This window comes from Ligilactobacillus agilis DSM 20509 (assembly GCF_001436215.1).
Lineage (GTDB): Bacteria > Bacillota > Bacilli > Lactobacillales > Lactobacillaceae > Ligilactobacillus > Ligilactobacillus agilis.
On record NZ_AYYP01000072.1, the window covers coordinates 177,444 to 201,155 of the forward strand.

25 protein-coding genes, 1 pseudogene and 1 CRISPR repeat array are annotated in these 23,712 nt (G+C 39.7%); of the genes and pseudogenes, 24 read left to right on the forward strand and 2 right to left on the reverse strand.

Annotated elements, in window-relative coordinates; all coding sequences use genetic code 11:
* Positions 1-96 precede the first annotated feature (96 nt).
* The 7 genes from FC14_RS10195 to cas2e are packed head-to-tail and all read left to right on the forward strand — an operon-like array spanning position 97 to position 6,742.
* Positions 97-1,788, forward strand: coding sequence for a type I-E CRISPR-associated protein Cse1/CasA (locus FC14_RS10195; RefSeq protein WP_056977939.1), 1,692 nt, complete (start codon positions 97-99; stop codon positions 1,786-1,788).
* A 21-nt stretch (positions 1,789-1,809) separates the two neighbouring features.
* Complete coding sequence (casB, locus tag FC14_RS10200) at positions 1,810-2,430, forward strand: type I-E CRISPR-associated protein Cse2/CasB (protein WP_056977941.1); 621 nt, start codon at positions 1,810-1,812, stop codon at positions 2,428-2,430.
* A 15-nt stretch (positions 2,431-2,445) separates the two neighbouring features.
* The gene (cas7e, locus tag FC14_RS10205; RefSeq protein WP_191979960.1) at positions 2,446-3,549 is read left to right on the forward strand and encodes a type I-E CRISPR-associated protein Cas7/Cse4/CasC; all 1,104 of its coding nucleotides are present in this window, start codon (positions 2,446-2,448) and stop codon (positions 3,547-3,549) included.
* Positions 3,530-4,225: a type I-E CRISPR-associated protein Cas5/CasD gene (cas5e, locus tag FC14_RS10210; protein WP_056977945.1), complete on the forward strand. Its 696-nt coding sequence runs from the start codon at positions 3,530-3,532 to the stop codon at positions 4,223-4,225. The genes cas7e and cas5e overlap by 20 nt, the downstream gene beginning before the upstream one ends.
* Before the next feature lie 12 nt (positions 4,226-4,237).
* Entirely contained in the window at positions 4,238-4,873 is a 636-nt protein-coding gene (cas6e, locus tag FC14_RS10215; protein ID WP_056977947.1) for a type I-E CRISPR-associated protein Cas6/Cse3/CasE, read from the forward strand.
* 31 nt (positions 4,874-4,904) lie between these two features.
* Positions 4,905-5,852, forward strand: a complete 948-nt coding sequence (gene cas1e, locus FC14_RS10220; protein WP_056977950.1) for a type I-E CRISPR-associated endonuclease Cas1e — start codon at positions 4,905-4,907, stop codon at positions 5,850-5,852.
* Positions 5,849-6,742, forward strand: coding sequence for a type I-E CRISPR-associated endoribonuclease Cas2e (cas2e, locus tag FC14_RS10225; protein WP_056977952.1), 894 nt, complete (start codon positions 5,849-5,851; stop codon positions 6,740-6,742). Before cas1e ends, cas2e begins: the two co-directional genes overlap by 4 nt.
* A gap of 29 nt (positions 6,743-6,771) precedes the next feature.
* A CRISPR array of direct repeats spans positions 6,772-8,939; the repeat unit is 29 nt; unit sequence CTTCTCCCCACACTAGTGGGGGTAATCCT.
* 590 nt (positions 8,940-9,529) lie between these two features.
* Here cas2e and FC14_RS10235 read toward each other — a convergent pair.
* Entirely contained in the window at positions 9,530-10,111 is a 582-nt protein-coding gene (locus tag FC14_RS10235) for a phage tail tape measure protein (RefSeq protein ID WP_056977956.1), read from the reverse strand.
* Positions 10,112-10,244: 133 nt separating this feature from the next.
* Between FC14_RS10235 and FC14_RS10240 the strand changes: the two genes are divergently transcribed.
* From FC14_RS10240 to FC14_RS10310, 16 genes and pseudogenes are all read left to right on the forward strand, one after another.
* Positions 10,245-10,454, forward strand: a complete 210-nt coding sequence (locus FC14_RS10240) for a helix-turn-helix domain-containing protein (RefSeq protein WP_056977958.1) — start codon at positions 10,245-10,247, stop codon at positions 10,452-10,454.
* A gap of 222 nt (positions 10,455-10,676) precedes the next feature.
* A complete protein-coding gene (locus FC14_RS10675) occupies positions 10,677-10,874 on the forward strand; it encodes a hypothetical protein (RefSeq protein ID WP_162258667.1) in 198 nt (65 codons plus the stop codon).
* Positions 10,875-10,899: 25 nt separating this feature from the next.
* On the forward strand, positions 10,900-11,136 hold the full coding sequence (locus FC14_RS10250) for a helix-turn-helix domain-containing protein (protein ID WP_056977962.1): 237 nt from the start codon (positions 10,900-10,902) through the stop codon (positions 11,134-11,136).
* A gap of 134 nt (positions 11,137-11,270) precedes the next feature.
* On the forward strand, positions 11,271-11,423 hold the full coding sequence (locus FC14_RS11170; protein WP_420890267.1) for a transposase domain-containing protein: 153 nt from the start codon (positions 11,271-11,273) through the stop codon (positions 11,421-11,423).
* A gap of 436 nt (positions 11,424-11,859) precedes the next feature.
* Complete coding sequence (locus tag FC14_RS10255) at positions 11,860-13,815, forward strand: enkurin domain-containing protein (protein ID WP_056977964.1); 1,956 nt, start codon at positions 11,860-11,862, stop codon at positions 13,813-13,815.
* Positions 13,802-14,665 carry a hypothetical protein gene (locus FC14_RS10260; protein ID WP_056977966.1) on the forward strand — a complete coding sequence of 288 codons (864 nt, stop codon included), beginning with the start codon at positions 13,802-13,804 and terminating at the stop codon, positions 14,663-14,665. The genes FC14_RS10255 and FC14_RS10260 overlap by 14 nt, the downstream gene beginning before the upstream one ends.
* A complete protein-coding gene (locus FC14_RS10265) occupies positions 14,655-15,446 on the forward strand; it encodes a DUF6339 family protein (protein ID WP_235804543.1) in 792 nt (263 codons plus the stop codon). The genes FC14_RS10260 and FC14_RS10265 overlap by 11 nt, the downstream gene beginning before the upstream one ends.
* Before the next feature lie 251 nt (positions 15,447-15,697).
* The gene (locus FC14_RS10270) at positions 15,698-16,039 is read left to right on the forward strand and encodes an HIRAN domain-containing protein (protein ID WP_056977968.1); all 342 of its coding nucleotides are present in this window, start codon (positions 15,698-15,700) and stop codon (positions 16,037-16,039) included.
* 55 nt (positions 16,040-16,094) lie between these two features.
* Positions 16,095-16,721 (forward strand): hypothetical protein, encoded by a 627-nt coding sequence (locus FC14_RS10275; protein ID WP_056977970.1) that lies wholly within the window; start codon positions 16,095-16,097, stop codon positions 16,719-16,721.
* Between the two features lie 40 nt (positions 16,722-16,761).
* The gene (locus tag FC14_RS10280) at positions 16,762-17,283 is read left to right on the forward strand and encodes a nucleotidyltransferase family protein (RefSeq protein WP_056977972.1); all 522 of its coding nucleotides are present in this window, start codon (positions 16,762-16,764) and stop codon (positions 17,281-17,283) included.
* Positions 17,284-17,468: 185 nt separating this feature from the next.
* Complete coding sequence (locus tag FC14_RS10285; protein ID WP_056977974.1) at positions 17,469-17,726, forward strand: hypothetical protein; 258 nt, start codon at positions 17,469-17,471, stop codon at positions 17,724-17,726.
* 197 nt (positions 17,727-17,923) lie between these two features.
* Complete coding sequence (locus FC14_RS10290; protein ID WP_056977976.1) at positions 17,924-18,283, forward strand: ArsR/SmtB family transcription factor; 360 nt, start codon at positions 17,924-17,926, stop codon at positions 18,281-18,283.
* 1 nt (position 18,284) lies between these two features.
* A pseudogene (locus tag FC14_RS10295) lies at positions 18,285-18,974 on the forward strand (type 1 glutamine amidotransferase domain-containing protein).
* Positions 18,971-19,975, forward strand: a complete 1,005-nt coding sequence (locus FC14_RS10300; protein WP_056977978.1) for an NADP-dependent oxidoreductase — start codon at positions 18,971-18,973, stop codon at positions 19,973-19,975. Before FC14_RS10295 ends, FC14_RS10300 begins: the two are co-directional and overlap by 4 nt.
* A gap of 87 nt (positions 19,976-20,062) precedes the next feature.
* A complete protein-coding gene (locus tag FC14_RS10305; RefSeq protein ID WP_056977980.1) occupies positions 20,063-20,671 on the forward strand; it encodes a hypothetical protein in 609 nt (202 codons plus the stop codon).
* A 208-nt stretch (positions 20,672-20,879) separates the two neighbouring features.
* Positions 20,880-21,440: a tyrosine-type recombinase/integrase gene (locus tag FC14_RS10310; protein WP_056977982.1), complete on the forward strand. Its 561-nt coding sequence runs from the start codon at positions 20,880-20,882 to the stop codon at positions 21,438-21,440.
* Positions 21,441-21,866: 426 nt separating this feature from the next.
* Here the strand turns inward: FC14_RS10310 and glyA are convergent, their stop codons facing one another.
* Positions 21,867-23,120: a serine hydroxymethyltransferase gene (glyA, locus tag FC14_RS10315; protein WP_056977984.1), complete on the reverse strand. Its 1,254-nt coding sequence runs from the start codon at positions 23,118-23,120 to the stop codon at positions 21,867-21,869.
* 90 nt (positions 23,121-23,210) lie between these two features.
* Between glyA and FC14_RS10320 the strand changes: the two genes are divergently transcribed.
* Complete coding sequence (locus FC14_RS10320) at positions 23,211-23,531, forward strand: metallophosphoesterase (RefSeq protein WP_056977986.1); 321 nt, start codon at positions 23,211-23,213, stop codon at positions 23,529-23,531.
* Positions 23,532-23,712: the final 181 nt, after the last annotated feature.

Genomic DNA, 23,712 nt, shown 5'->3' on the forward strand with positions numbered 1-23,712 from the left:
ATAATATTTATAGTGGTAATTATATTTAAAAATGAGTCAACACAGACATAGTTAAGTTCTAACTTTCTCACATACTGAAGAAAGGGGATGAGAGTTGTGATTAAACCAGATTTTAACTTGGTCACTGATCCTTGGATAAAAGTCACGGATAGTCAAAGTAATAAGGAAAAGCTAGTATCTATGGCGGACCTATTTAAAAATGCGCAGAACTATCGAGCTTTAGCTGGCGAAATGCATGCACAAGACCTTGCTATTCTAAGAGCACCTTTGCTGGCTATTTTAACAACTGTGTTTAGTCGTTTTGACGCAGCGGGTGAAGCTTATGACTGGTTAAACGTTGATGAAGAGACGTGGACGGCATCTTTAGCAGATGATGAAGTCGATATCGATGATGTACAAGAAATCTTACTAGAAACCTGGGAAAATATCTATCAAGACGGTAAATTTCCAGATAAAGTAGTTGAATATCTTGATAAATATAAAGAAGGCTTTAATCTCTTTGGTGAAAATGCTTTTTATCAAGTTTCAAGTGATGTTTATGATCGTATGGTTCCGACCAAAAACAAACTATCAACCGGAACGGGTAAGGTGGCTGTTAGACAGATTAACCGATTAATTTCGGAAAGCGGAAATTCACCTTCCATTTTCTCGCCAAAAACATCCTTAGCCAAGGATGAAATAACGTTGCCCGAATTTGTTCGGTGGCTGATAACCTACCAAAACTTTGCAGAAGTTGGTGGTAACGTGCCTAAGATTAAAAAGTCCGGTTCCGGGGACAGTGGCTGGCTATACAACATTGATCCAGTGATAGTTAAAGGGGAAAACCTTTTTGAAACGTTGATGTTTAATCTGGTTCTAAGACCTGAAGATGAGGATGAGATTTTACAGCACCCTTATTGGGAAGCAGATAAAATAACTTACTTTTCTAAGAGAGTTGATAACCTGCCACCAAATAATATTGCAGAATTATATACCAATGTGGCTAAGATGATGTATATTGATTGGAAAGATGGTAAGCCAACGATTTACGTTGCTAAACTGACCAAACCAGATACAACTAATGCCTTTATTGAGCCGATGACCACCTGGAATTATAACCAAAAAGAAGGTAGCTATTATCCAAGAGTTAAGCAAAAAGAGCGCTTAAGCAGGAGAATGTGGCGTAACTTCGGTTTTTATATAAAGAGTTCAAACGACGGTGACCACGAACCTGGAATAGTTAGATGGATAGATAAACTGAAAGAAAACGATATCTTGCCAGAAGACATGTTGGTAAACTTAGAAACCATTAACTTTGTAAAGGCGGATACCAAAAATCAAGCTCCATACTTTGAAGTGTACGATAATATGAGCATCAATGTGGGCGTGCTGTTTGATAGAAATCAAGCAACGTTTTGGCCTAAAAAGATTGAAGATACAGTGATAATGACTCAAAAAGTTGGCGATGATTTTTGGAGATTTGCACGTAATTTAGGTGAATTAAGAGGGTTGAAGGATGCACCCCTTACAGACTTTACCAATAAACTGAGCGCAGAATTTTATGATCAGCTCAATAAACCATTCAATAATTGGTTAGCAAGTCTACGTATTGGACAGGAGCCAGATGATAAGATTATGGAGTGGAAGCAAATTCTAAAAAAGGAAGTGGCAAAAGCTGGCAGTCGTGTCTTGCAATCAGCGACACCTAAGGATATTGTTGGTCGTAGAAATCAAGAAACCAAAGAAGTAACAAACATTTTCGTCCTATATAATCGAATGCAATACTTTGTTAGAAAAGACCTTGAATAATAATTTAAGGAAGTGAAATAGATGGCAAATGAAATCGCTACAACAACAGCTCGAATTATTAACAAATTGTATGGCAATGGTGAACAAGATAAAGCAGTGTTGGCTAGTTTACGCGCAGCTGATACGATTGACAGCAAGCGTGCACAAGCTGTTTGGCCAGTGATGTTTTCAGAAATGTCTGAAAAAGATATAAGTAATGACCCAACAGGCAGACCAACTTACGCTGAAACAGCAATTTATGCGGTACTACGGTGCTATGCAATTCATCAACAAGCGGTGGAAGAGAGTGTCTATGCTCAATCATTTAGTAAAGATAAAACTAAAAATCCTGAGGGAGTAACATTCTTTAATGCATTGGCTGGATTAAGAACTAACGATGAAACTAGAGTGGCGCTTGATAGAAGAGTACAAGCCCTTTTAGCAAGTAGAAATCTCGCCAACACAGTCAAGTCAATTACTCAATTAACACGTATTTTAAAATCAAGTAATCGAGAGTTAAAGGTTGACTATGCCCAGTTAGCACAAGACTTATTTCTCTTTGAGACCAGTTTTGAAATGGCTAACAGGATATGTCTAAAGTGGGGCCAACAATATTATTGGCAACCTTCTAAAGAAGCAAGTAACAGTGAAGATAAGAATTAGTGAGGTAGAAAAATGATTAATGACAATTTATATGTAGAAGCTCATGTTCTCCAACCTGTACCGTCATCAAATCTTAATCGTGATGACAGTGGCTCACCCAAGACAGCTATTTACGGTGGGGTACTTCGCTCACGTGTTTCATCTCAAAGTTGGAAACGTGCTACTCGGATGGATTTCCGAGTAAACAGTGAAGGCGCTGACTGGCTTGAAAGCCACAGAACCAAGAGGGTCGCCCATGTTTTGGCTGCCAAGCTATCAGAAAAGGATCCTTCCTTAGATGAAGATATGGCATTATCCAAAGCTGTTGATGTTTTAAAAACAGCAGGGGTTAAAACTACTAAGGACAAGAAGTCAGGTGAATATTTGACAAGCGCTTTGTTTTTAATCAGTAATGGTGAATTGGAAAAATTAGCAGAATACGCTACTAATAATGAAAAGGATGATTGGGACAAGAAGGAACTTAAGCAAGTTATTAATAGAAACCAATCATTGGATTTGGCTTTATTTGGTCGGATGATGGCAGATAACCCAGAACTTGGTGTAGATGCTTCAGCTCAGGTTGCACACGCTATTTCAACTCATGAAATTGTACCTGAATTTGATTATTATACAGCCCTTGATGATGACCAGGCGGAAAATCAATCAGGTTCAGCTATGATTGGAACTTTAGAATACAATTCAGCAACGCTTTATCGCTACGCAAATATTAATGTTAATGAGTTGGCGCAAAACCTGGGCAGTGAATTAGCTGTTAAAGGTGTTAAACAATTTATCAAGAGTTTTATTACTTCAATGCCTACAGGTAAGCAAAACACATTTGCGAACAAGACCTTACCTCAATATGTTATGGTAACTGTTAGAAAGGATACACCTGTTAACTTAGTGTCTGCCTTCGAAGAACCGGTTAAGTCACGTAATGGATATGTAGAACCATCTATCGAGCATTTAGAAAATGAATTCAATGATTCGTTACAATTTGTTGAAGAACCATTGCTGACAGCAATTGTAACTAAGAAGCAAAATAAAATTGATAAAAAAGTCGCCAACTTAAACGAACTTCTTGAAAAGGTATCTGAGGTATTGAGAAAAGAGGTTGCGGATGAAAGTAATAACAATTAGATTAACCGCACCATTTCAGTCTTATGGTAATCAAGCAACTTTTAATGTGCGATCGACCAACTTGTTTCCAACTAAAAGTGCGGTTGTTGGGATGGTTGCCGCTGCGCTTGGTTATCGTAGAGAGGATACCAGAATTTCTGGTTTAAATGACTTGGCTTTTGCGGTAAGAATTGACCAAGTAGGGTCAACAACAACTGATTTTCAAATTGCGAAATATGATGCCAAGAAACCTGGAAAACTTACTTACCGAGACAATTTGCAGGATTATGTTTACGTAGTTGCCTTAGGCAGTGAAGAGATAGACTTAATTGATGAAATCAATTTTTCATTACATCATCCCAAATTCCAATTGTTTTTAGGTCGTCGCTCTAATCCGCCGGCAGGTGTTCTTAGGACTGAAACTTTTGAAGCAACCACAACAATAGAGGTTTTAAAAGACAAATTGCCTTGGCAAGCCTCAAAGTGGTATCAGAAGAAATATAGTGCACCAAATTTTGAAGCGGAATTGTATGCAGATGCTAATCTTTTACCTGGAAATCCGAATTTTATGATGCAGGATATTGCGGAATCTTTTAATCCACGTAATCGACGCTTTAGCTATCGCAGTGTCGCAAAAGCTAGGGTGACTTTAGTTAATCCGCAATCACATGAGCATGATGCCTGGGAAGCTATGTAGAGGAGTGATAATATGTATTTATCTAGAGTAGAGATTGATACTCTTAATCGGCGAAAGATTAAAGATTTATATCATCTAGGTGCGTACCATAATTGGGTTGAAACGAGCTTTCCCAGTGAGATTGAAAATAGTGAGAGGTTACGGCACTTGTGGCGGATTGACCATTTGCGCGGCAAGGATTACCTGCTTGTCGTAAGTCCAGAAAAGCCAGATTTAGGTATACTAAGTAGGTATGGTGTTGACGGTACGGCTCAAACCAAAGATTATAGCCCCTTCCTAGAAAAACTAAGAGAGGGGCAGAAATTAAGATTTAAGTTGGTGGTAAATCCTGTATACCGGATGTTTGTTCCTGAAAAAAATACAGTCGGTAAACTCCGTACAGTAGCACCAAGCAAGCAAAAAGAATGGCTGTCAGAAAAGGCTAAAAAATTAGGATTTTCGCTTGAGAATAATAGTTTTGATGTTACAGGTCGCGAGTCATTAGCTTTGTACAAGAAAAATAATCGCCGTGTTAATTTAAGCAAGGCAACCTTTGAAGGTGTACTTACTGTTACAGATTTAGAAGCATTCAAAAAGACGCTTACCCGAGGCATTGGTCGCGAAAAGGCATACGGTATGGGAATGTTAACGGTAATTCCTTTTGGTTAAAGATTAGTTTTCGTACGAAGGCGGTGATAAGATGCTGAAAAAAGCGGAACTACAAGAATTAGGGCGAGTAGGGGATAGAATCAGTTTCTTATACCTTGAACATGCAGTTATAAATCGGCAGGATAGCGCGATTAAAGTTATGGATAGTCGAGGAACTGTATTTATTCCTGCGGCCCTGGTAAACGTATTGTTGCTGGGACCAGGAGTAGATGTGACACACAGAGCTATGGAGCTAATGGGTGATTGTGGCTTATCGGTTGTATGGGTAGGAGAACACGGCGTTCGGCAGTACGCACATGGTAGAGCTTTGAATCACTCTTCATTATTGCTAGAGAAGCAGGCAAAGCTAGTATCAAATAAGCGTTCACGGTTGGCAGTTGCTCGTAAGATGTATCAAATGAGATTTCCGGATGAGGATGTATCTAAGTTAACCATGGAATCTTTACGTGGCAAGGAAGGATCCAGGGTGCGCAAAGCGTATAGAGAGGAATCTAAAAGAACTGGCGTTGCTTGGAGTCACCGTGAATATAGAATTGATAATTTTGAGTCAGGAACTCCTATTAATAAAGCTTTAACTGCTGGTCACCAAGCTTTATATGGACTATGCTATAGCGTAATCTCTGCTTTGGGTGTTTCCCCAGGGTTAGGCTTTATTCATACAGGTAATGATTTATCATTTGTTTACGATTTTGCGGACCTTTATAAAGCACAATATTCAATTCCCATCGCCTTTGATATAGTTGCTAAATATGGCAATGATAAAGATATCTCAACATATACAAGACTCGCAATGAGGGACGTATTTAAGAAGAATAAGCTAGTTGTTAAGATGGTAGCTGATTTAAAGTATTTGTTAGATGCCGAAGATGATGTAGCGGACGGAAAGGTGATGAGCCTTTGGGATGATAAAGAAGGGCTAGTGGACTTTGGTGTACAGTATCATGAGTATAAAGATGAGGGTAAGGATGAGGAAGAATGATTGTTATTACCTTATCTAAGGTACCAAAAGCACTACGTGGAGATTTAACTAAATGGTGTCAAGAAATCCAAACTGGTGTCTATGTTGGACGATTTAGTGCACGTATTAGGGAACAACTGTGGATGCGTATTGAAAAAAATATAGGCAACGGAGAAGCTACCATGGTTTATAGCACTAATAATGAGTTGGGATATAACTTTAGGACAACTGTTTCTACCAAAAAAGTCGTTGACTTTGATGGAATTCCCTTGTTGATGCAGGTGACACCTAAGAATGAAGCTGTTAAGCATGGATTTAGCAATGCAGCTAAAATCCACCGTGCTAAGAAGGCACAAGAGAAATTGATGGTTAAAAAATCAGTAACAAGGGCGGTATATCCAGACATTGTAGCAATAGATATAGAAACAACTGGTTTAGATTGTACGCAGAATAGCATTATTTCAATCAGTGCCGTACGTAAAGTTAGTAAAGAGTATAAAACTTTTAATCGGTACATAAAAATCAGTACATCTATACCTGAAAATATTGTAAAATTAACGGGTATTACAGATACATTATTAGTCAACGAAGGTGTTGAACTGATAGATGGACTTAAGGATTTAATAAGTTTTTTAAGAAAATCAATTGTTGTGGGCTACAATGTTAGATTTGATTTTGATTTTTTACATGCTGCGTGCAAGCAAGTAGGCTTAGACTTACCTGCTAATCGAGTGGTTGACTTGGCAATGCTCGTAAAAAAGGATAATGAATTTTTAGATAACTATCGCTTTGCAACGGTTTTAAAAGAATATGAGATTGATAATACTCAACCGCATAATTCTCTGTCTGATTCTATGGCGACTTACGAACTTGCAATCAAACTGATTGAAAATGGTTGTTTACGAATTTAAAAATACCGGTTTATCAACGTTTTTTTAGTCTTCTCCCCACACTAGTGGGGGTAATCCTCGTGTATTGCCACTCGATTGAGTTTTCCAAGACTTCTCCCCACACTAGTGGGGGTAATCCTCATGGTAATGTCTTTTAATTCATCTATTTCTTCTTCTCCCCACACTAGTGGGGGTAATCCAATCTCAACTAAGGGTGGGGCAGAATTGATTGACTTCTCCCCACACTAGTGGGGGTAATCCTTATCTTCGTCCCCCGACCTGACGATGGGATGTCTTCTCCCCACACTAGTGGGGGTAATCCTCTGATGTCGCAGCTCTTGGCTAAGAATCAGACCTTCTCCCCACACTAGTGGGGGTAATCCCAAGAAAACCTATTCTAGGAGGGGTAAACATGACTTCTCCCCACACTAGTGGGGGTAATCCTACGGCTAGCGCAAAGGTATCACAGCTAAATCACTTCTCCCCACACTAGTGGGGGTAATCCTTATCACAGACGAGACACACCACTCGTTGGCTAACTTCTCCCCACACTAGTGGGGGTAATCCTCATACTTAGTCCCCCAGTTCGTAAGTGATAACCTTCTCCCCACACTAGTGGGGGTAATCCTTATCGAAAATAAAAAAGGAGCAAGCCTAGTTGCTTCTCCCCACACTAGTGGGGGTAATCCTCGCGAATACCCAGTTACACTAGAAGGACGTGAACTTCTCCCCACACTAGTGGGGGTAATCCTTACTCATTCAGTGTCCATGATGTCATAGACCGCTTCTCCCCACACTAGTGGGGGTAATCCCTACGCCCTCAAAATCAATGCCTTCACGGAAATGCTTCTCCCCACACTAGTGGGGGTAATCCTAATTTAATTGTTGCCCGGGGTAAATCAAGTTACTTCTCCCCACACTAGTGGGGGTAATCCCTAATCGTTGCTGTTTACTCGTCAGACCAAGCACTTCTCCCCACACTAGTGGGGGTAATCCTATCCTTCCAAGTCAAGGCCATTACTTCGCCAACTTCTCCCCACACTAGTGGGGGTAATCCTAAAAGAACGACCATCCGGGAATTGCACTAATTCTTCTCCCCACACTAGTGGGGGTAATCCTTTATAACTGTGGGTGACGTCATCGACGGAGTTCTTCTCCCCACACTAGTGGGGGTAATCCTTAAAATAACGCCAATAATAGCGACAACAACAGCTTCTCCCCACACTAGTGGGGGTAATCCTTGTTTGTCATCAACAGATTTAAAGATGAGATTCTTCTCCCCACACTAGTGGGGGTAATCCTCTTAGCCTTAACCTGGGACGACATTAACTTTGCTTCTCCCCACACTAGTGGGGGTAATCCCTGGAATCTACACAGGTATGCGGATAGGTGAAACTTCTCCCCACACTAGTGGGGGTAATCCTGAGCGTTGACGGCGCAAGCATACCTAGTGATGCTTCTCCCCACACTAGTGGGGGTAATCCTTAAAGCTAGTAAACAAGCTAGCAACAGCACAACTTCTCCCCACACTAGTGGGGGTAATCCTTGGGCGAATATGAAATTATTGAATACCAAGCTCTTCTCCCCACACTAGTGGGGGTAATCCTAAATCTGTAAGTTCAAATGTTGTCGCCGAAGGCTTCTCCCCACACTAGTGGGGGTAATCCTTATAAAGAACCAATGAATGAGCGTAAGGTTGCCTTCTCCCCACACTAGTGGGGGTAATCCTTTTTACAGCTCGTTAATTCTGTAAACGAACTACTTCTCCCCACACTAGTGGGGGTAATCCTGAATGTGTAGCATACCAAATTTTACCCACATTCTTCTCCCCACACTAGTGGGGGTAATCCTTACTTTGTGATTAAATCAAGCGTGCCTAATCTCTTCTCCCCACACTAGTGGGGGTAATCCTTACTAGTTCGTTCATTCCTCATCCCTCCTAAGGCTTCTCCCCACACTAGTGGGGGTAATCCTAATAAGTCAGCGTAAAATTGTGCTCACCTACACTTCTCCCCACACTAGTGGGGGTAATCCTGCTTTGTCCCCCATAATCAAAACTAGTGCCGACTTCTCCCCACACTAGTGGGGGTAATCCTCCACCTGCCTATATTTTGTGGATTTCCACTGTCTTTTCCCCACACTAGTGGGGGTAATCCTGTAGTGCTTGAGGAAATCGAGCGTTACGCCAACTTTTCCCCACACTAGTGGGGGTAATCCTTACTTTTCGCAGACCTGTACCCATATGTTACCGCATAGGCTCTTTATCCCATGCTTCACTATGTTTCCATAGTGTTCAGACTATCTTTTCATCCCTAAAAATGTGTACAAAAAAAGCGGGCCTATTAGCTCGCTTTCTAAAATTTCCTTGCAATACGTATTATTACAATAATCGGACTAAGTATAACAACTATCACTATAGTAAACTCAATAAACTTATGAAGTATCTCATCTAGTAGTGAGGGGTAAAAGATTCCACCAATGAATCCTAATATCGCACCAATAATTATGCAAACCGTTGTTATTCCATCACCCTTTTTCCACTTATAAGGTTTCATGGCTATTTCCTCCGTTATCTATTTAGGTACACTTACTTTAGGGAGTTTTGCCTTCGTGGGAATTTCAGCATGAATAAACTCTTATTTTTAGCCTACTTTTCCTAGTCGTTACACCTTCCTAACGTTTCCGCTAGGCTTGGCTCGGGATCAACATGTTATAATAATCAATTTACTAGCAGTACTTTTCATGCTCATTATATCATAATTTAGCCTTCCCCGAATTAACAAAATAATTTTTCAAAGCGATTACTCGCTAAGCGGCCAGTTTTACCAAAGCCTTGTCTGCTTCTAAACCTGCGTTACTTAAGACACCCATCGCACTTGCTGTTTCTGCTAGAGTAAATCCCGCTTGGTGAGCTGTTGAAGATACATAGGACATCCCTACACCTAGGGATTGGAAAGAAGTAGAGGTAACATCAGCTGAATATGCTAGTGTATTGACAGCCTTCTTCGTTTGTTCTGTCATTTCTTTAGCAGATGATAATTGCTTACCATTCTTATCAACCGTCATACCAAAGCCTTCCAAGGTTTGCGAGGCAACTTCAACTACATCCGAAAATTCATCACCTGATGCAATCGAACCTTGCAGCTCAGTGTTCATCGCCCCTATTGCTTGTTGACTAGTATAACCACGTTTTACCAATTCTAAATATGCATCTGCAATTTCTTTTTGGGACTTCCCATACCTGAGAGAATATTTCTCACCATCGGCTTGCATTCTAGCAATCGCTCTTGTTGCCTCAGCAACACTTTCACCACCAGTTACCAAATTATTTTTGATAACATTATACTGGCTATTTAATTCTGATGCCTTGTTGGCACCCTTTATTAGCACACTTTTCCCCACACTGGTGGGGGTAATCCTCGCCGTAACCCTTGAGGCTGTAAGGTTTATAGGGTATAATAATTTTAGAAAATGAATTTTTTCTACTATTATAAATATAAGGAAAAATGGTAAGGGAAAACGAATGTTTGATAGCAAAAATAGAGTTCGTGAATTACGATTAAATTACAAGATGACCCAAGATGATTTAGCAAATATTTTAAACGTTAAAAGGAATCAAGTTTCAAGGATTGAAACAGGTCAAAGGGCTTTAACCCTAGAAAACATGTGGGTTTTAGCTGATTACTTTCATGTAAGCATTGATTATTTAGTTGGTAGGGATGATTATATATAACTTATAGATAAACCATAACTATAACTTATATCTTCTCCCCACAGTGGAGGGGGTAATCCTTATGGTAGTAGTTATTATGACCTTGCGCTGGTACTGGTGGTAGCTTGATTGGCAAATGATATAATAATCTTATCAATGACCCAGTAGGAATGGAAATTTTACGCAGAAAAGGAATCGCACCTACTCTAAGTGTTATTACCTACACACCAAGAAATTATTGGTATGTGGCAGAAGAAAAAAACAGAAAGAGCTTTCACATTTCTGTTATTCAATATGGCAATCCGTGGTATGAATGGGATTGCGATTCAATGTGATTCGTTAACTAGACAAGCTAAGCATACCTACTTTGTACGCAATGATACGGATAATGCACTAGCGTTAAACATTTCCGAATGGGTCGATGATTTTGATTTAGACTAAAAAGAATTTTTGGGAGGGTTCGGGTATGGGTTATGACAAAAAGAAAAATAACTTACGTAAATTACGAACAGAGCGTGGTTTAACGCAACAGCAATTAGCAGACAGGATAGGTATGAGTCGGGTGCAAGTTGCAGACATGGAACGAGGACATAAAAGCATCACAAGCGAAATGGCATGGAAATTAGCTGACTATTTTATGGTAAGTATTGATTATTTGCTAGGCAGAGCTGAATACAAGGAGATTAACTATGGCGAGAATTGAAACAAATTTATCTTTATTAATTATGATACTATAAAATCACTACTTCCCGCCAAATAACAGCGCTTAGACCAGCAACTCTAGTCTGCAAAAATTTACTATTTGCGACAACAGTAACCGGGACAAAAGCTAACGCAATCTGGGACAGCTTAGTCCAAACAGCTAAGTCGAATGGACTAAATGTCTATAAGTATCTCAACTACATCTTTTCGTTACTAGAACAGCAAGAAGTTGATATTGAGGATTATTCGCCATGGAATTTTAAAGTTAAAGAAAAGTGTGCAAACTAAAAGGCCGTAAATTCACATTTTACCTGTGATTTTACGGCCTTTTTTGGCTCTGCCCAAAACTTTGTGTGCATCATTTTCAAAGGATTCTGAGAAACAAACGAATTTTTCTTAGAGTCCTTTTTATTAAACCTTGATGCAAAAGTCTTTTACAACAATTTGTTTTTCAGAGAATTTCTCATAGGAAATGAAAAGACTCTAGGTGCGAAAACGTTCACACCCAGAGCTTTGTGGAGACCCACTTTTTTCACCAGTGATGTCGATTACTTAGAATCTAAAGCTTAGCAAAGGATTCTAAGAAACCTATACACTAGTTTTTCCAATCTTTTAAAAATAGTATTTTGGAGAAGGTTGGCTAGATTCTTCATCAAGTATATACAGGTCCTAAGGGATACAGTAAAATAACAACGTATAGAAATAATGAATGGTGAGTTGAGAAATGATTAGCTTTAAAAAGCATGTGAAAAATGATAGTTCCTGGTACTTCCCAGGGGGAAAAGATTTACAAATGGAATCTGGTTCTAATGCCAGTTTAGAGATGTTTAAGGATAATCCGTTGGATTCGTTAGCCAGAGAAATTTGTCAAAATTCTTTGGATGCTGCGCTTGAGGGAAGTAGTAAGCCAGTTCGAGTAGAATTCAAACTCTTTGAAGTTGCAGCTGAGCAGATTCCAGGCTATTTAGAATTACGCTATGAAATTATAGCTAAGGCAATGAAACAATGGCCTAACGAGCAAAAAACAATGATGATGCTCCGAAAAATGAAGAAGCTTTTACAGGATGAACGAATTAGTATTTTAAAAATTAGTGACTACAATACAACTGGCTTACGCAAAGAAAATTGGCAGTCACTGATAGAACAGGTCGGTTCGTCCGTGAAAAGCGACGATTCTTCTGCTGGTTCTTTTGGAATTGGTAAAGGGGCTCCGTTTGCCGTTAGTGATTTGCGGATGGTCTTATATAGTACGTTAGCTAATGAAGGCATCCAATCGATTGGGGTAATGAAGTTTGTATCATACGAAGATGGTGTAGGTAATGATAAAGTAATTACGCAAGGAATTGGTTATTATGGAGAGCATGGAAGTAAGAAGCCGTTTGCTAAAAAGTTTAGTCTAGAATCCGAAGTAGCCCGTAAAGATACCGGAACGGATATCTATATCGTTGGTTTTAATAAAGACTTGCTAGCTAATTGGACCAAGGAAATAACTTATTCCTTAGCGAATAACTTTTTATTTTCATTTTACATGAATAAACTTGAAGTGGTTATTGATAATAGCATCTTGCTCAATTATGACACTGTTGGCAAGGTGATAGAAGAGATTCGCGCTGACAAGAAGTTACTTAAAAAATATGAATACCTTCCTGGCTATTACGATGTTTTACAGGATGAGGAACGTAAGGAATTTAAGTTAACGGGGTTTGAAGAGTATGAGATTAAGGATGGTGAAGCCACTTTATATACCTCTAATAAGGGTGATGATATTAACCGGCGGGTCTTAATGACTAGAAATGCGGGCATGAAGATTAAAGATTTAAATCGGATTAGCTCGGTTCTTAAATTTTCTGGGATATTCTACGCTCACGGCGCTAATATTAACCGCATCCTTAAACAACTAGAAAACCCCAACCATAATGACTGGTCAAAGGATAGAGCAGCTAAGCCTAAAGAGGCAGCAAAATTCTTAAAGGCTATGAACCGGTTCATAAAGGAGACCATTAAACAGACCTACACAGAAAAGGTTGCCGATGAAGTTGATGCTTATGGGGTGAGTGACTTTTTACCCGAGGATATTAATTCAATTAGATTAAACAAGAATGGCAGTAAAGTTAAGCATGGTGCAGTAAACGTAGAACTTGGCGAAGTCCGAAAAAAGGCGGATACCGCTGTAGTTCGAGAATATTCAAGCTCTGGTGGTGATGGTGTAACTAAAGGAGCCGTTGGCGAGGGTAACAGCTATGGGACCGCCTATGATGGCCTTGGAAATAAAGGGGGCCTAGGACTAGGAAATGACTTTGGTTATGGAAACAGACCGGGTACCAATGGCCCAGCTGCTGGTAACGATATGTTTATCAAAAATGGTAATCGTCGTCGCAAAATCACCACGGTAAAATATCGTTGTATAGAAATTGATTATACCAAAGGGTTGTATCGAATCTTGATAAAACCGGAGCAAGTATTAGAAAATATCAAAATTGTTGTTGATAGTGTTGGAGATTCGGGTTCTAAAGATATGGTCCAACTAAAAGAAGCTAGTTATCATACTAGCAATTTGCCAATAAAAGCATCAAGTTTATATATTGAGTCACTAAAAGCAAATCTTTGGCAAACTATTACAATCAAGCTAAATCGCAATACGCGTTTGAAATTAGAGGTGGAAATCTATGCAAATCGTTAACAGTATTTATCCTTACCCCGTGCTGTCGCTTGACGATGACGATTATATCGCGAGCTCTAGTTTTGAAGTAGAATTTTCACTTACATCAGCAACAAGTTTTAAAAATGCCAACGTTCACTGTAAATTTAAGTTGCATGACCAATCACTAGAAGACTTAATTAAGCGGGGGTTAGCTGGTTTTTATCTGCACGTTGAAAATAGTCGGGCATCCTACCGAAAATTGTATGCCATTGAAATTGGAACAAATACTTTTGACTTAGAGATTGATCCCAAATTGATGAGACAAAAAGTCGAACTGTCAGGCTTTTTATTGGCTAAACAAGAAATTAAGTATCATCAAAGTGAATCCATCAATAGCGAACTTTACGGAACAAACTATGTTTTTCCAACTTTAAATGTGGGGGACCCACTGGCAGTAGCTTTTACTACTAACGTAAATATCGATGATACTGATAGCTTTAAGAGTGTAACATCCATTATTAAGGTCGCTAAGTCTAAGTCAGATTGCATGCTAGTCGATCCAGATGGTGAAATTGTATATGTTTATCTTCCAGAAAAGCAGTATGAACAGTATGTGAAATATCAAGGGATGCAGGAAGTAATTTTAACCATGGTAATTCTTCCTGCCTTAACCCAGCTCTTAAATTACATGGTAATATTCAGAAATGGCGATATAGACGGGCAAAAGTGGTATCAGGTAATTGAAAGAAAAATTAAGAGCCTAGATTTAGATTTACAGGATTTAATGAAGCAAAATGTTTCAGCCTTAGAATTAGCACAAAAAATCTTAGACAATCCACTGGAACGAGCTTTTATGGAGGTACAAGGGGTTATTGAAAGTGAAGATTAAAACATGTGACGAAGTTTTTTTAGAAGAAGTAAAGCGAAATTTTGATATTGAGTATATTGATTTATACCGTAATTTGGACAAAGCAGGGATTCAAAAGTTATTTGCCAATGAATTTGTTTACGAAACACCTTATGAATTTGAGTATCGAGAGTTAACTGACAATTTACCTTATAATGAACTGTACATCTACAATATTAAAGCGACATATGAACCAATGAAGTTTTTATCTCCTGTACAAGCAACAAGGGAAGAAATGTGGTTTACCATGATAAATACTGTTTATCTTGATTATTTATTGGATTATTTGCAAACCGTAACCCAGTATAAGAACTTTGATGACAAAATTAAAAATGCCATTTTTTATAATGGTTCAAATATTAGAAATCAGCTAATTCAAAGAATTTCCCGTTACTGGTGGATGGGTTATCGAACCTATGATGACCAAAATAAGCAAAATCCATATTGGTTGACGGAATTCTTCTTTGATAGCGATGGTGCAGGTAAATCTATCGCTTTTTTTGCTAGTAAGTTGACCAATAATAAGGAAATTGCCCTAGGTATCATCGAGGGAATCTATTTTTCTCAAGATAAGGTTCGTAATAGAAAGGAAATATATGCAGCTGTTAATAAACACTTAAATGCGATGGGTGGCGTTAGGATTTTAGATATTATGTCGCGAGCAGAAATTAAGCACGAAACGCTTAAATACATTGACTATATCGTAGCTAATCCGGAACTTACCCCTGTTAAAGACCGTAAGCGGATTTTCAAGAAAGATTAGCTGGTTTGTAGAACTAGATTTATCGTAAGAGAAAATAAGCTAGTTGCTGAATAATATATTGATAGTTTTGCTTATATAAGTGTATTATTTCATAAATTCCACCTGCCTATTAAAGTGTTTTAGTAGGAAGGTGGTTTTTATTAAAATAAGATGGGGTCAGGGATGGCTCTTAATAATTGTTGGTCGGTGGGGAATTTGCTAAAATAAAGATAAATAATTGTTCTTTTAAAAGCAGTTAGGAGGAAAAATAGATGGATAGTGTAAAGTATCAACCAAGCCGGCATATTATGGATTTTCATTTGGCAGGTTTTGCTTACTGTGATGGGTTAGATGTAATTGAGGAATTAAAGTTAGGGCAAACTGTCCAATTGGTCCGGGAAGAAGGTAATCCGCATGATCCTGACGCGGTGGCTGTCCTTTACAAGGATACTAAGATTGGTTATGTTCCCGCTCAGTATAACGGTCTATTTAGCACTTTGTTGTACTATGGCCACGGCGATATTTTAGAAGCTCGGATTCAGATGGTGAACTTAGAAAGCCATCCCGAACGCCAATTCCGGGTGGTGGTTAAGGTGACGGATGCTAGAAAGTAACGTGGCGGTTAATTGGAACAATCCAATATTTTTGCTAGAAATTTAGGAGAACCAGATGAAGAAGATAACAGGGTTGTATCATGAGTATTTGCCTAATATCAGTGGAATGGCAGGCTGGTATTATGATTACGACACTAACCTTTTAGATAGCAAGTCTAAAGCAGCACCATTCGCTAAGAAGTTACTATTATTTCACGCAGAGACCCAAGAAATTTTTACAGTGTATGAAGCAAGTGAGCAGCAGGTAATTTCTAATTTTGCGGTCCTGGAGTACTATCAAGGTAACCTTTATTTTTTAGTCTTAGAAAAAGTAACTGAGCAAATCCTAATAATGAGTTATGAATTTGTTAGTCGGCAGGTAACAGAAGTAGCTCGGATTGCGGCTGCGGGAATTAACTTTGCACGCCTAGCGTTTTATGTTGCTCCGGTTCTTTTAGCCGTTCAAGATGATTTAAATCACCGCGTAGAGATTTATTATCCGCAACGATTGAGTTTACCACTGGCAGAGGACGAGTGTTTTGAATGTCAAGAGGGCGAAAAATTTTACTTTTCCAAATGGTTAGCTGATGAGTCACTTGCGCGCCGCAATGCTTACCTGGTGAAAGATGCGCAGGGAAAAACCATTGCAGAAGGAAGCGGCCGGATTACTCGCTTTGAAAATGGAGAATTTATGATGATTTGATAGTTGCTGGCTGTACTAGCGTTTTACGTGAGGTGTTGAAATGGATAACCTAGCAAGGGTTCTTGAAGATGATGAAAAGTTTATATCCCTGCTAAAGATAATTCAGTCTTTTGAGCTTAAGGATTGTTGGCTTTGTGCGGGAACTATTCGAAATTATATTTGGAATGTTCTTAGCGGAAAAGAGGGCTTTAGTGACGCTCACTTTTCAGATGTAGACGTTATTTTCTTTGATAAGAAGCTATCATATGAACAAACCCTTGCACTAGAGGCCCGGGTCAAGAGATTATACCCCGAGTACAGGTGGGAAATCAAAAATCAATATTATATGCATATCCATAGTCCTAATACGGAGAAGTACACCAGCTCTAGGGATGCTGTTTCGAAGTTTCCAGAAAAGTGTACTGCCATAGCGGTTAGACTGAATTCCAATCATAATTTGGAACTATACGCACCGTATGGAGTGGGGGATTTAGTCAATTTTAAAGTAACGCCTACTCCTTATTATGCTAGTGACGCAGAAAGAAGCTTAGTTTATAACAACAGGGTTAAAAAGAAAGCGTGACGTAAGTTTTGGCCGCAACTGGTTGTAGAGCTTATCTAATATTTATCTTTAGAAAAGCTAAAACTAAAATCTAGATGGTGTAAAGACCATATAAAAAGTGCTACCATTATCTTAGGTGCTAGTTAGATAAATTAGCGTCTTAAAGTAAACAACAACCTAGATTTTTAAACACTGGAGGAGTTATTTTGGAAGAACTACTATCAAATCCGTTAACATATACTATTGTGGGGATGGTTATTCAACATGCACTAACTCCCAAGATTAAATGGCGCTATGGAATTGCCGTATTACCGGTTATAGTAGCTATATTTGGTATGTATTCTGCTTTAAGTCAGAGAACTTCTTTCTTAGGGCTTTTGGGCTACTTTGCCATCGCTGTTATTTTCTTTCTCATGGCATACACATCTAGAGAGAAATTACGGCAGAAAAACAAATCCAAGTAGTTGCTTACCTACTATAATTGTTAATTGTAAATACATATCTTTACGGAAGAATCCTAAGAAACGATTACGGTTTGCTTAGGATTCTTTTTTACCCTAAATGCTTTCGTCTCGATTTGCTTTCTCAATGGCGAAATTACTTGTAAGTTTAATGGTTGAATGGTTTAATTAATTGACCAATATAACAGAGGTGACTTGAGATGGATAAAGACAAGCAGTTAGCCGCATTAAAACAAGGCTTTGATGAGTTGGCGGACTTATTCGTAGCTCTAGGTGATGAGACCAGACAACACTTAATAATGACCCTATTTGACCTTCCTTGTAAGCAGCAAGGCGGAGCGCGGGTAGGAGAAATTACCGCCAAGACGCACCTGAGCCGGCCGGCCGTTTCGCATCATTTGAAAATTTTGCGCTTAGCTGGGGTGGTTGGGATGCGTAAGGAAGGAACGAAGAACTATTACTACCTGGAAACAGAGGGAACCCGGTGGCAACAGTTAGCTAGCCTAAGTACCGATTTAGTTGAATTACTCAAATACTTGAACGAAGGGAAAGTGAAATAAAGTGAACAAGGTCTTAGTGATTTTAACAAACGTAGCTCAGTATGGGACCAGTGCCGAGCAAACAGGCCTTTGGTTAGCCGAGGCCACCGATTTTGTAGCCAAGGTTCAAGCAGCCGGCTTTCAGGTTGACTATGCGAGTGCTAAGGGCGGCGCAGTCCCCCTCGATCCCCGCAGCTTGAAAAAAATTTACCGCTCACAGGAAGTAGATGCTATTTATCAGTCGAATGATTTTCAAATGCGCGCTTTGCGGGTAAGTTTGCCGATTGCTAAAGTCAATCCGAAAGACTACCGGGGAATTTATTTCACAGGCGGAAACGGGGTCTTATGGGACTTTCCTAATAATGCCGACTTTGAAGCAGCGACTAGACAAATTTACCAACAAGGTGGGTATGTGATGTCAGTCTGCCACGGCTTAGTGGGACTAATCTTTCAACGGGACGCTAAGGGCCAACCACTCATAGCGGGTAAGAAAGTAACTGGTTTTACAAGCACAGAGGAAGTTTTAAGCGGTAAGTTATTCAAAGTTCCCTTTATGACAGAAAGGGCAGCCAAAAAAGCGGGAGCTCATTTTAGCCAACGGCTACCGTTTACAAGTTATGTAGTTTAAGACGGCCGCCTGATAACGGGCCAAAACCCAATGTCGGGTCACAAAGTGGCACAATTATTTTTAGAAAGTGTAGGTAAAAAATGAAAGCAGCGTATATCACCCACTATGGTCAGAAACAATTAACCTTAGGCCAGTTACCTAAGCCTAGCATTACTCAGCCTAAGCAAGTGCTAGTTAGGGTTTTAAAGGCTAGCGTCAACCCTGTTGACTTAAAAATCCAAGCTGGTAACCTAAGGCCGTTGCTGAAATTACCCATGCCTTTGGTTCTAGGTAATGACTACGTAGGGATTGTTGAGGCAATAGGCACGGCTGTTACTAACTTTAAGGTGGGCCAAAAGGTTTTAGGCCGAATTAGCAAACAAAGTATTGGGACCTTTTGTGACTACCTAGTCGATCGGGAAGCTAATTTGGCCTTACTTCCACCAAACTTAGATTTAAAACAGGCGGCAGCCCTACCGTTAGTCGGGTTGACAGCCTACCAAGCCCTGTTTGACAAAATGCAGGCTAAACGCGGCCAGTCAATCTTAATTCATGCCGGAGCAGGAGCTGTGGGCAGTATCTTGGTTCAACTGGCTAAAATGCAGGGGCTAACGGTTATCACTACGGCTAGCCAACGCAATCATGCTTGGTTAACTACTTTAGGGGCTGATCAAGTTATTGATTACCGCCACAGTGACTTTACCAAGGTGTGTCCGCCCGTTGACTATGTTTTTGATACCATTGGTAAAGAGACTCTGTTGCAATCCTTTGAGGTTGTCAAACCTGGCGGCAAAGTTGTGTCGGTTGCAGGCCTACCCGATGCTAAGTTTGCTAAGGCATACGGGTTAAACCTTATTTGGCAGGGCTTATTTAAGCTGGCTAGCCATAAGATTACGCGTGCTAGCCACAAAGCACATGCAGAGTATGAATTTCTCTTTATGCGACCTGATGGCCTGCAGTTGCAACGCTTAGCTGAGCTTGTGGTTACTGGGCGGTTGCAGATTAGGGTTGCCAAAGAATACCCCTTTGAAGAAATCCAGGCCGCCTGTGATTACGTAGCGACAGGGCATGCTGACGGCAAGGTAATTATTAAGTTGACAGATTAAGAACAAATATTTGTAGATTATCACGAACGGGTGTACTATTAAGTTATTGGTACACCTGTTCGTTTTATTTTGTTAGGAGGAAGATTTATGGTTAAGGAAAAAATTTATACTAAGACAGCGCTAAAAAGAGAATTTGGGTTGACTGATAAATGTTTGGCTTACTTGCCCCCGGCAGACAAAATTTGGTACGGGCGCTACAAGAGCCAGCGTTACCCAGCCTGGAGTGAGTCCTTAATTCAAAATTTTTTAGCGCAAGATGAAGTGCAACTCTTGTTGGTGATGGCAACTAAACGGCGGGCTAAGCGCCAGCAGGCGGCTCAAAAAGCAGTTGTTACCAAAACTAACGCCTTACTAGCCGAACTAGCTGACATTAAGGTTCAAGTTGAGCGTTTGCCTAAGAAAAAATTAAAGTGCTTAACCCAAGCGAGTTTAGATGACTGGTACATGTACCGGGAACTTAACTACCATAGTTACGATGAATTTGCCTATCACGAAGCCACTGACTGGGACATCGTTAACTACATCCGCCATAACTTAACTAACTACGATGATGAACTAACTAGGCTAGCTAACCGAGTGGGCCACCAAGAAGGGTTTAAGTTAATTAGTCGCAAAATCTATGCCGAGATTTTAAAAGTCTACCCAGAGTATCGGACTACGATTGAAAAGCAGTTGCAAGAGCATTTGTCACGGTAAAAAATGACTAGGTGATTTTCAGTTACTTTCTTTAATTTACTTACTTTTCGTTCTTTCATCATTTTATCTATTTTGAGGAAAGTTAAATTGCGTAATACCGGGATATCAAATTTTGCGATTTGATACTTTCCTAATTAAATGCTATTATTTAAATAATTAGGAAAGTACGTTTATGAGCCTTCAGAAACGTTGAAAGGACGGGGTTTTCGTGGTTTATAACTCACAACCACTTCGAAGTGAAGATCAAATTAATGACGTTTTATTTTACTTGCGGCGGACTCGCTATCCCGAACGCGATACCTTTTTATTCTTGTTAGGAATTAATACCGGGTTACGCTGTTCGGACTTGCTCAATTTAAAGGTTGGAACTTTGCGTCACAGCAAGCGTCCAGAGATTGTTGAAATTAAGACTGGTAAAAAGAAGACCTTATTTTTAGATGCGATTTATCCTAAGGTTGAGCAGTATATTAAGGATAAAGCTGATGAAGATTGGGTTTTTCCTTCAAGTCAAAATCACGGGGCCAAGCCGGAAAGCGTCAATAATGTTTACAAGCTCTTTAAGCGCATTGATGCTAACTTAGGCAATATCGGTTTTACAACTCACAGCATGCGCCGGACTTTTGGTTTGTGGTATTATCGGAAGACGCATGATATTTTATACTTAATGCGCTTATTTAACCATTCGAGTGAAGAAATTACCAAGAGGTACATTGGAATTACGGACGAAGAATTAGGTGATTCTTTGCGCGAATTTAAGATTGGTTTTTAGTGCTGAGAGGCGCGTTTTAAGGTCGAGTTCGAATTACAGCTGAATAGTTGATGGTCAGAATGCTTTAAAATCAAAATTCAAAAAAGGTCTCTAAGTTAGCTCAAAGATTAGTTGCTAACTTGAGATCTTTTTATTTAGATTCAAATTAAAGTTGTAATTGGGTGGCTGGGACAACAGAAAGTATCAAGTGAGTTGCAAAACAAAAAGTTTAGTCACCAAAGTATTTACTGATGAAAGTTTGCAAAAAGGCATGGGGGCAAGCCGGGGCGCTTTTTTGCTTTTAATACTACTTTCGATAATGTATATTATGTAAACTAGGAAGATTAAAAAATAAGGGCAAGCCCCCTCTCTTTTTTAGCATCTAAAAAACCACTAATTACTAAAACTTAGCTAGTAATTAGTGGTTGTTAGCATTAATTTAGATAATTAGCGTAAGGAATCAGCTGCATAAATTGGGTGTGCATCAGTGAGTGCTTGCACTTGGTTTTTAACCGAAGCTAACACTTGGTCATCAGTTGGATTTTCAAGTACTTGGATGATTAACTCAGCAACTTTAGCACAGTCAGCTTGATCAAAGCCACGACTAGTAATTGCTGGTGTACCTAAGCGAATTCCGCTAGTCTTAAATGGACTCAAAGTTTCAAATGGAATTGAGTTTTTATTAACGGTAATATTAACTTCATCCAGTAACTTTTCAGCATCTTTACCAGTCAAGCCAAAGCCGCGAACATCGACTAGTAATAAGTGGTTATCGGAACCACCAGAAACTAACCGGGCTTTCTGGCTAGCCGCAAAAACTTGCGCCATCGCCTGGGTATTGGCAATGATATTTTGACCATAGGTCTTGAAATCAGCAGCTAAAGCCTCGCCAAAAGCTGCAGCTTTCCCGGCGATTACGTGTTCTAGCGGACCACCTTGGGTGCCAGGAAAGACGTTGCTGTTAATTTTTTTAGCCAGTTGCTCGTCATTGGTTAAAATCATACCGCCCCGGGGGCCACGTAAGGTTTTATGGGTGGTAGTAGTCGTAATATCAGCGTATGGAATTGGGCTTGGATGCAAACCAACGGCGACTAAACCAGCAATGTGGGCCATATCAACCATTAATTTAGCCCCGACTTGATCAGCAATGGTCCTAAACTTAGCAAAATCGATGGTCCGAGAGTATGCACTAGCACCGGCCACAATTAACTTAGGTTGGTGCTTTTCAGCTAGAGTTAAGATGGCATCATAATCTAGCATTTCCGTTTTAGGATCCACTCCGTAGCTAACAAAGTTATAGGTTTTACCACTGAAGTTAACAGGCGAACCATGGGTTAAGTGCCCCCCTGCCGCTAAATCCATTCCCATAATGGTATCCCCTGCTTCAACTAAACTGAGGTAGGCGGCTGCGTTAGCTTGAGAACCGGAGTGAGGTTGCACATTAACATACTTGGCCCCAAATAATTTTTTAGCCCGATTGATGGCCAAATTTTCTACAATATCAATGTATTGGCAGCCACCGTAATAACGCCGGCCTGGGTAACCTTCCGCGTACTTGTTAGTTAACACACTACCTTGGGCGGCTAAAACGTTTTTAGAAACAATATTTTCAGAAGCGATTAACTCAATGTTTCTAGCCTGGCGCTCTTCCTCTAATTTAATCGCATCAAATAATTCAACATCTAGGTCTTTAAAATCCATGCTAATGCCCCCTTCTTGTCTTTAAGTTAATTTTAGCATATCGGCTTTTATCATGGTATAATTAAAAAAATTAATTGAAAGGCTATTACTATGAAAATTGTAGTTTCTAGTGATAATTACTTAGACGTTAACCGGATATCACCAGCTGAAGCCCTAGCTTTTCAAGCCCAGTATCTTAATCAAATTAAGGCGGATTACTACTTGTTTGCGGGGGATATGTTTAATGATTTTCTTAAAACTAAATCCTACCTGGAAGAATTAAATGATTTAATTACTGGCCAGGTCTTTTTTATTGCGGGTAATCACGACATGCTAAAAAATGTTACTTTTGCCCAGTTAGAAAGCCCCCCCTTTCGCCTTGCTATTTACATAATCAAGCTTATGATTTCCCCAATTCCGCTGGGCGGTTGATTGCTAACAATGGTTGGTATGACTATAGTTTCAGTCCCCAATTAGATGTTGAAGAAGTGGGGTGCTGGAAAAAGGCCTACTGGGTGGACGCCGGTGTAAATCAACCTCTGAGTGACTTAGAGCGGGTCAACTACCCCTCACTAAAGTGAGAGGCTTGTAGTTCACGACCTTACGGTCAGTG

Coding starts and splice junctions, on each gene's coding strand:
- FC14_RS10255 (WP_056977964.1), top strand. CDS start 11,860: ATGATTAGCTTTAAAAAGCATGTGAAAAATGATAGTTCCTGGTACTTC.
- cas2e (WP_056977952.1), top strand. CDS start 5,849: ATGATTGTTATTACCTTATCTAAGGTACCAAAAGCACTACGTGGAGAT.
- FC14_RS10270 (WP_056977968.1), top strand. CDS start 15,698: ATGGATAGTGTAAAGTATCAACCAAGCCGGCATATTATGGATTTTCAT.
- FC14_RS10290 (WP_056977976.1), top strand. CDS start 17,924: ATGGATAAAGACAAGCAGTTAGCCGCATTAAAACAAGGCTTTGATGAG.
- FC14_RS10300 (WP_056977978.1), top strand. CDS start 18,971: ATGAAAGCAGCGTATATCACCCACTATGGTCAGAAACAATTAACCTTA.
- FC14_RS10280 (WP_056977972.1), top strand. CDS start 16,762: ATGGATAACCTAGCAAGGGTTCTTGAAGATGATGAAAAGTTTATATCC.
- FC14_RS10320 (WP_056977986.1), top strand. CDS start 23,211: ATGAAAATTGTAGTTTCTAGTGATAATTACTTAGACGTTAACCGGATA.
- FC14_RS10305 (WP_056977980.1), top strand. CDS start 20,063: ATGGTTAAGGAAAAAATTTATACTAAGACAGCGCTAAAAAGAGAATTT.
- casB (WP_056977941.1), top strand. CDS start 1,810: ATGGCAAATGAAATCGCTACAACAACAGCTCGAATTATTAACAAATTG.
- FC14_RS10260 (WP_056977966.1), top strand. CDS start 13,802: ATGCAAATCGTTAACAGTATTTATCCTTACCCCGTGCTGTCGCTTGAC.
- FC14_RS10275 (WP_056977970.1), top strand. CDS start 16,095: ATGAAGAAGATAACAGGGTTGTATCATGAGTATTTGCCTAATATCAGT.
- glyA (WP_056977984.1), bottom strand. CDS start 23,120: ATGGATTTTAAAGACCTAGATGTTGAATTATTTGATGCGATTAAATTA.
- FC14_RS10675 (WP_162258667.1), top strand. CDS start 10,677: ATGTGGCAGAAGAAAAAAACAGAAAGAGCTTTCACATTTCTGTTATTC.
- cas6e (WP_056977947.1), top strand. CDS start 4,238: ATGTATTTATCTAGAGTAGAGATTGATACTCTTAATCGGCGAAAGATT.
- FC14_RS10250 (WP_056977962.1), top strand. CDS start 10,900: ATGGGTTATGACAAAAAGAAAAATAACTTACGTAAATTACGAACAGAG.
- cas5e (WP_056977945.1), top strand. CDS start 3,530: ATGAAAGTAATAACAATTAGATTAACCGCACCATTTCAGTCTTATGGT.
- cas1e (WP_056977950.1), top strand. CDS start 4,905: ATGCTGAAAAAAGCGGAACTACAAGAATTAGGGCGAGTAGGGGATAGA.
- FC14_RS10240 (WP_056977958.1), top strand. CDS start 10,245: ATGTTTGATAGCAAAAATAGAGTTCGTGAATTACGATTAAATTACAAG.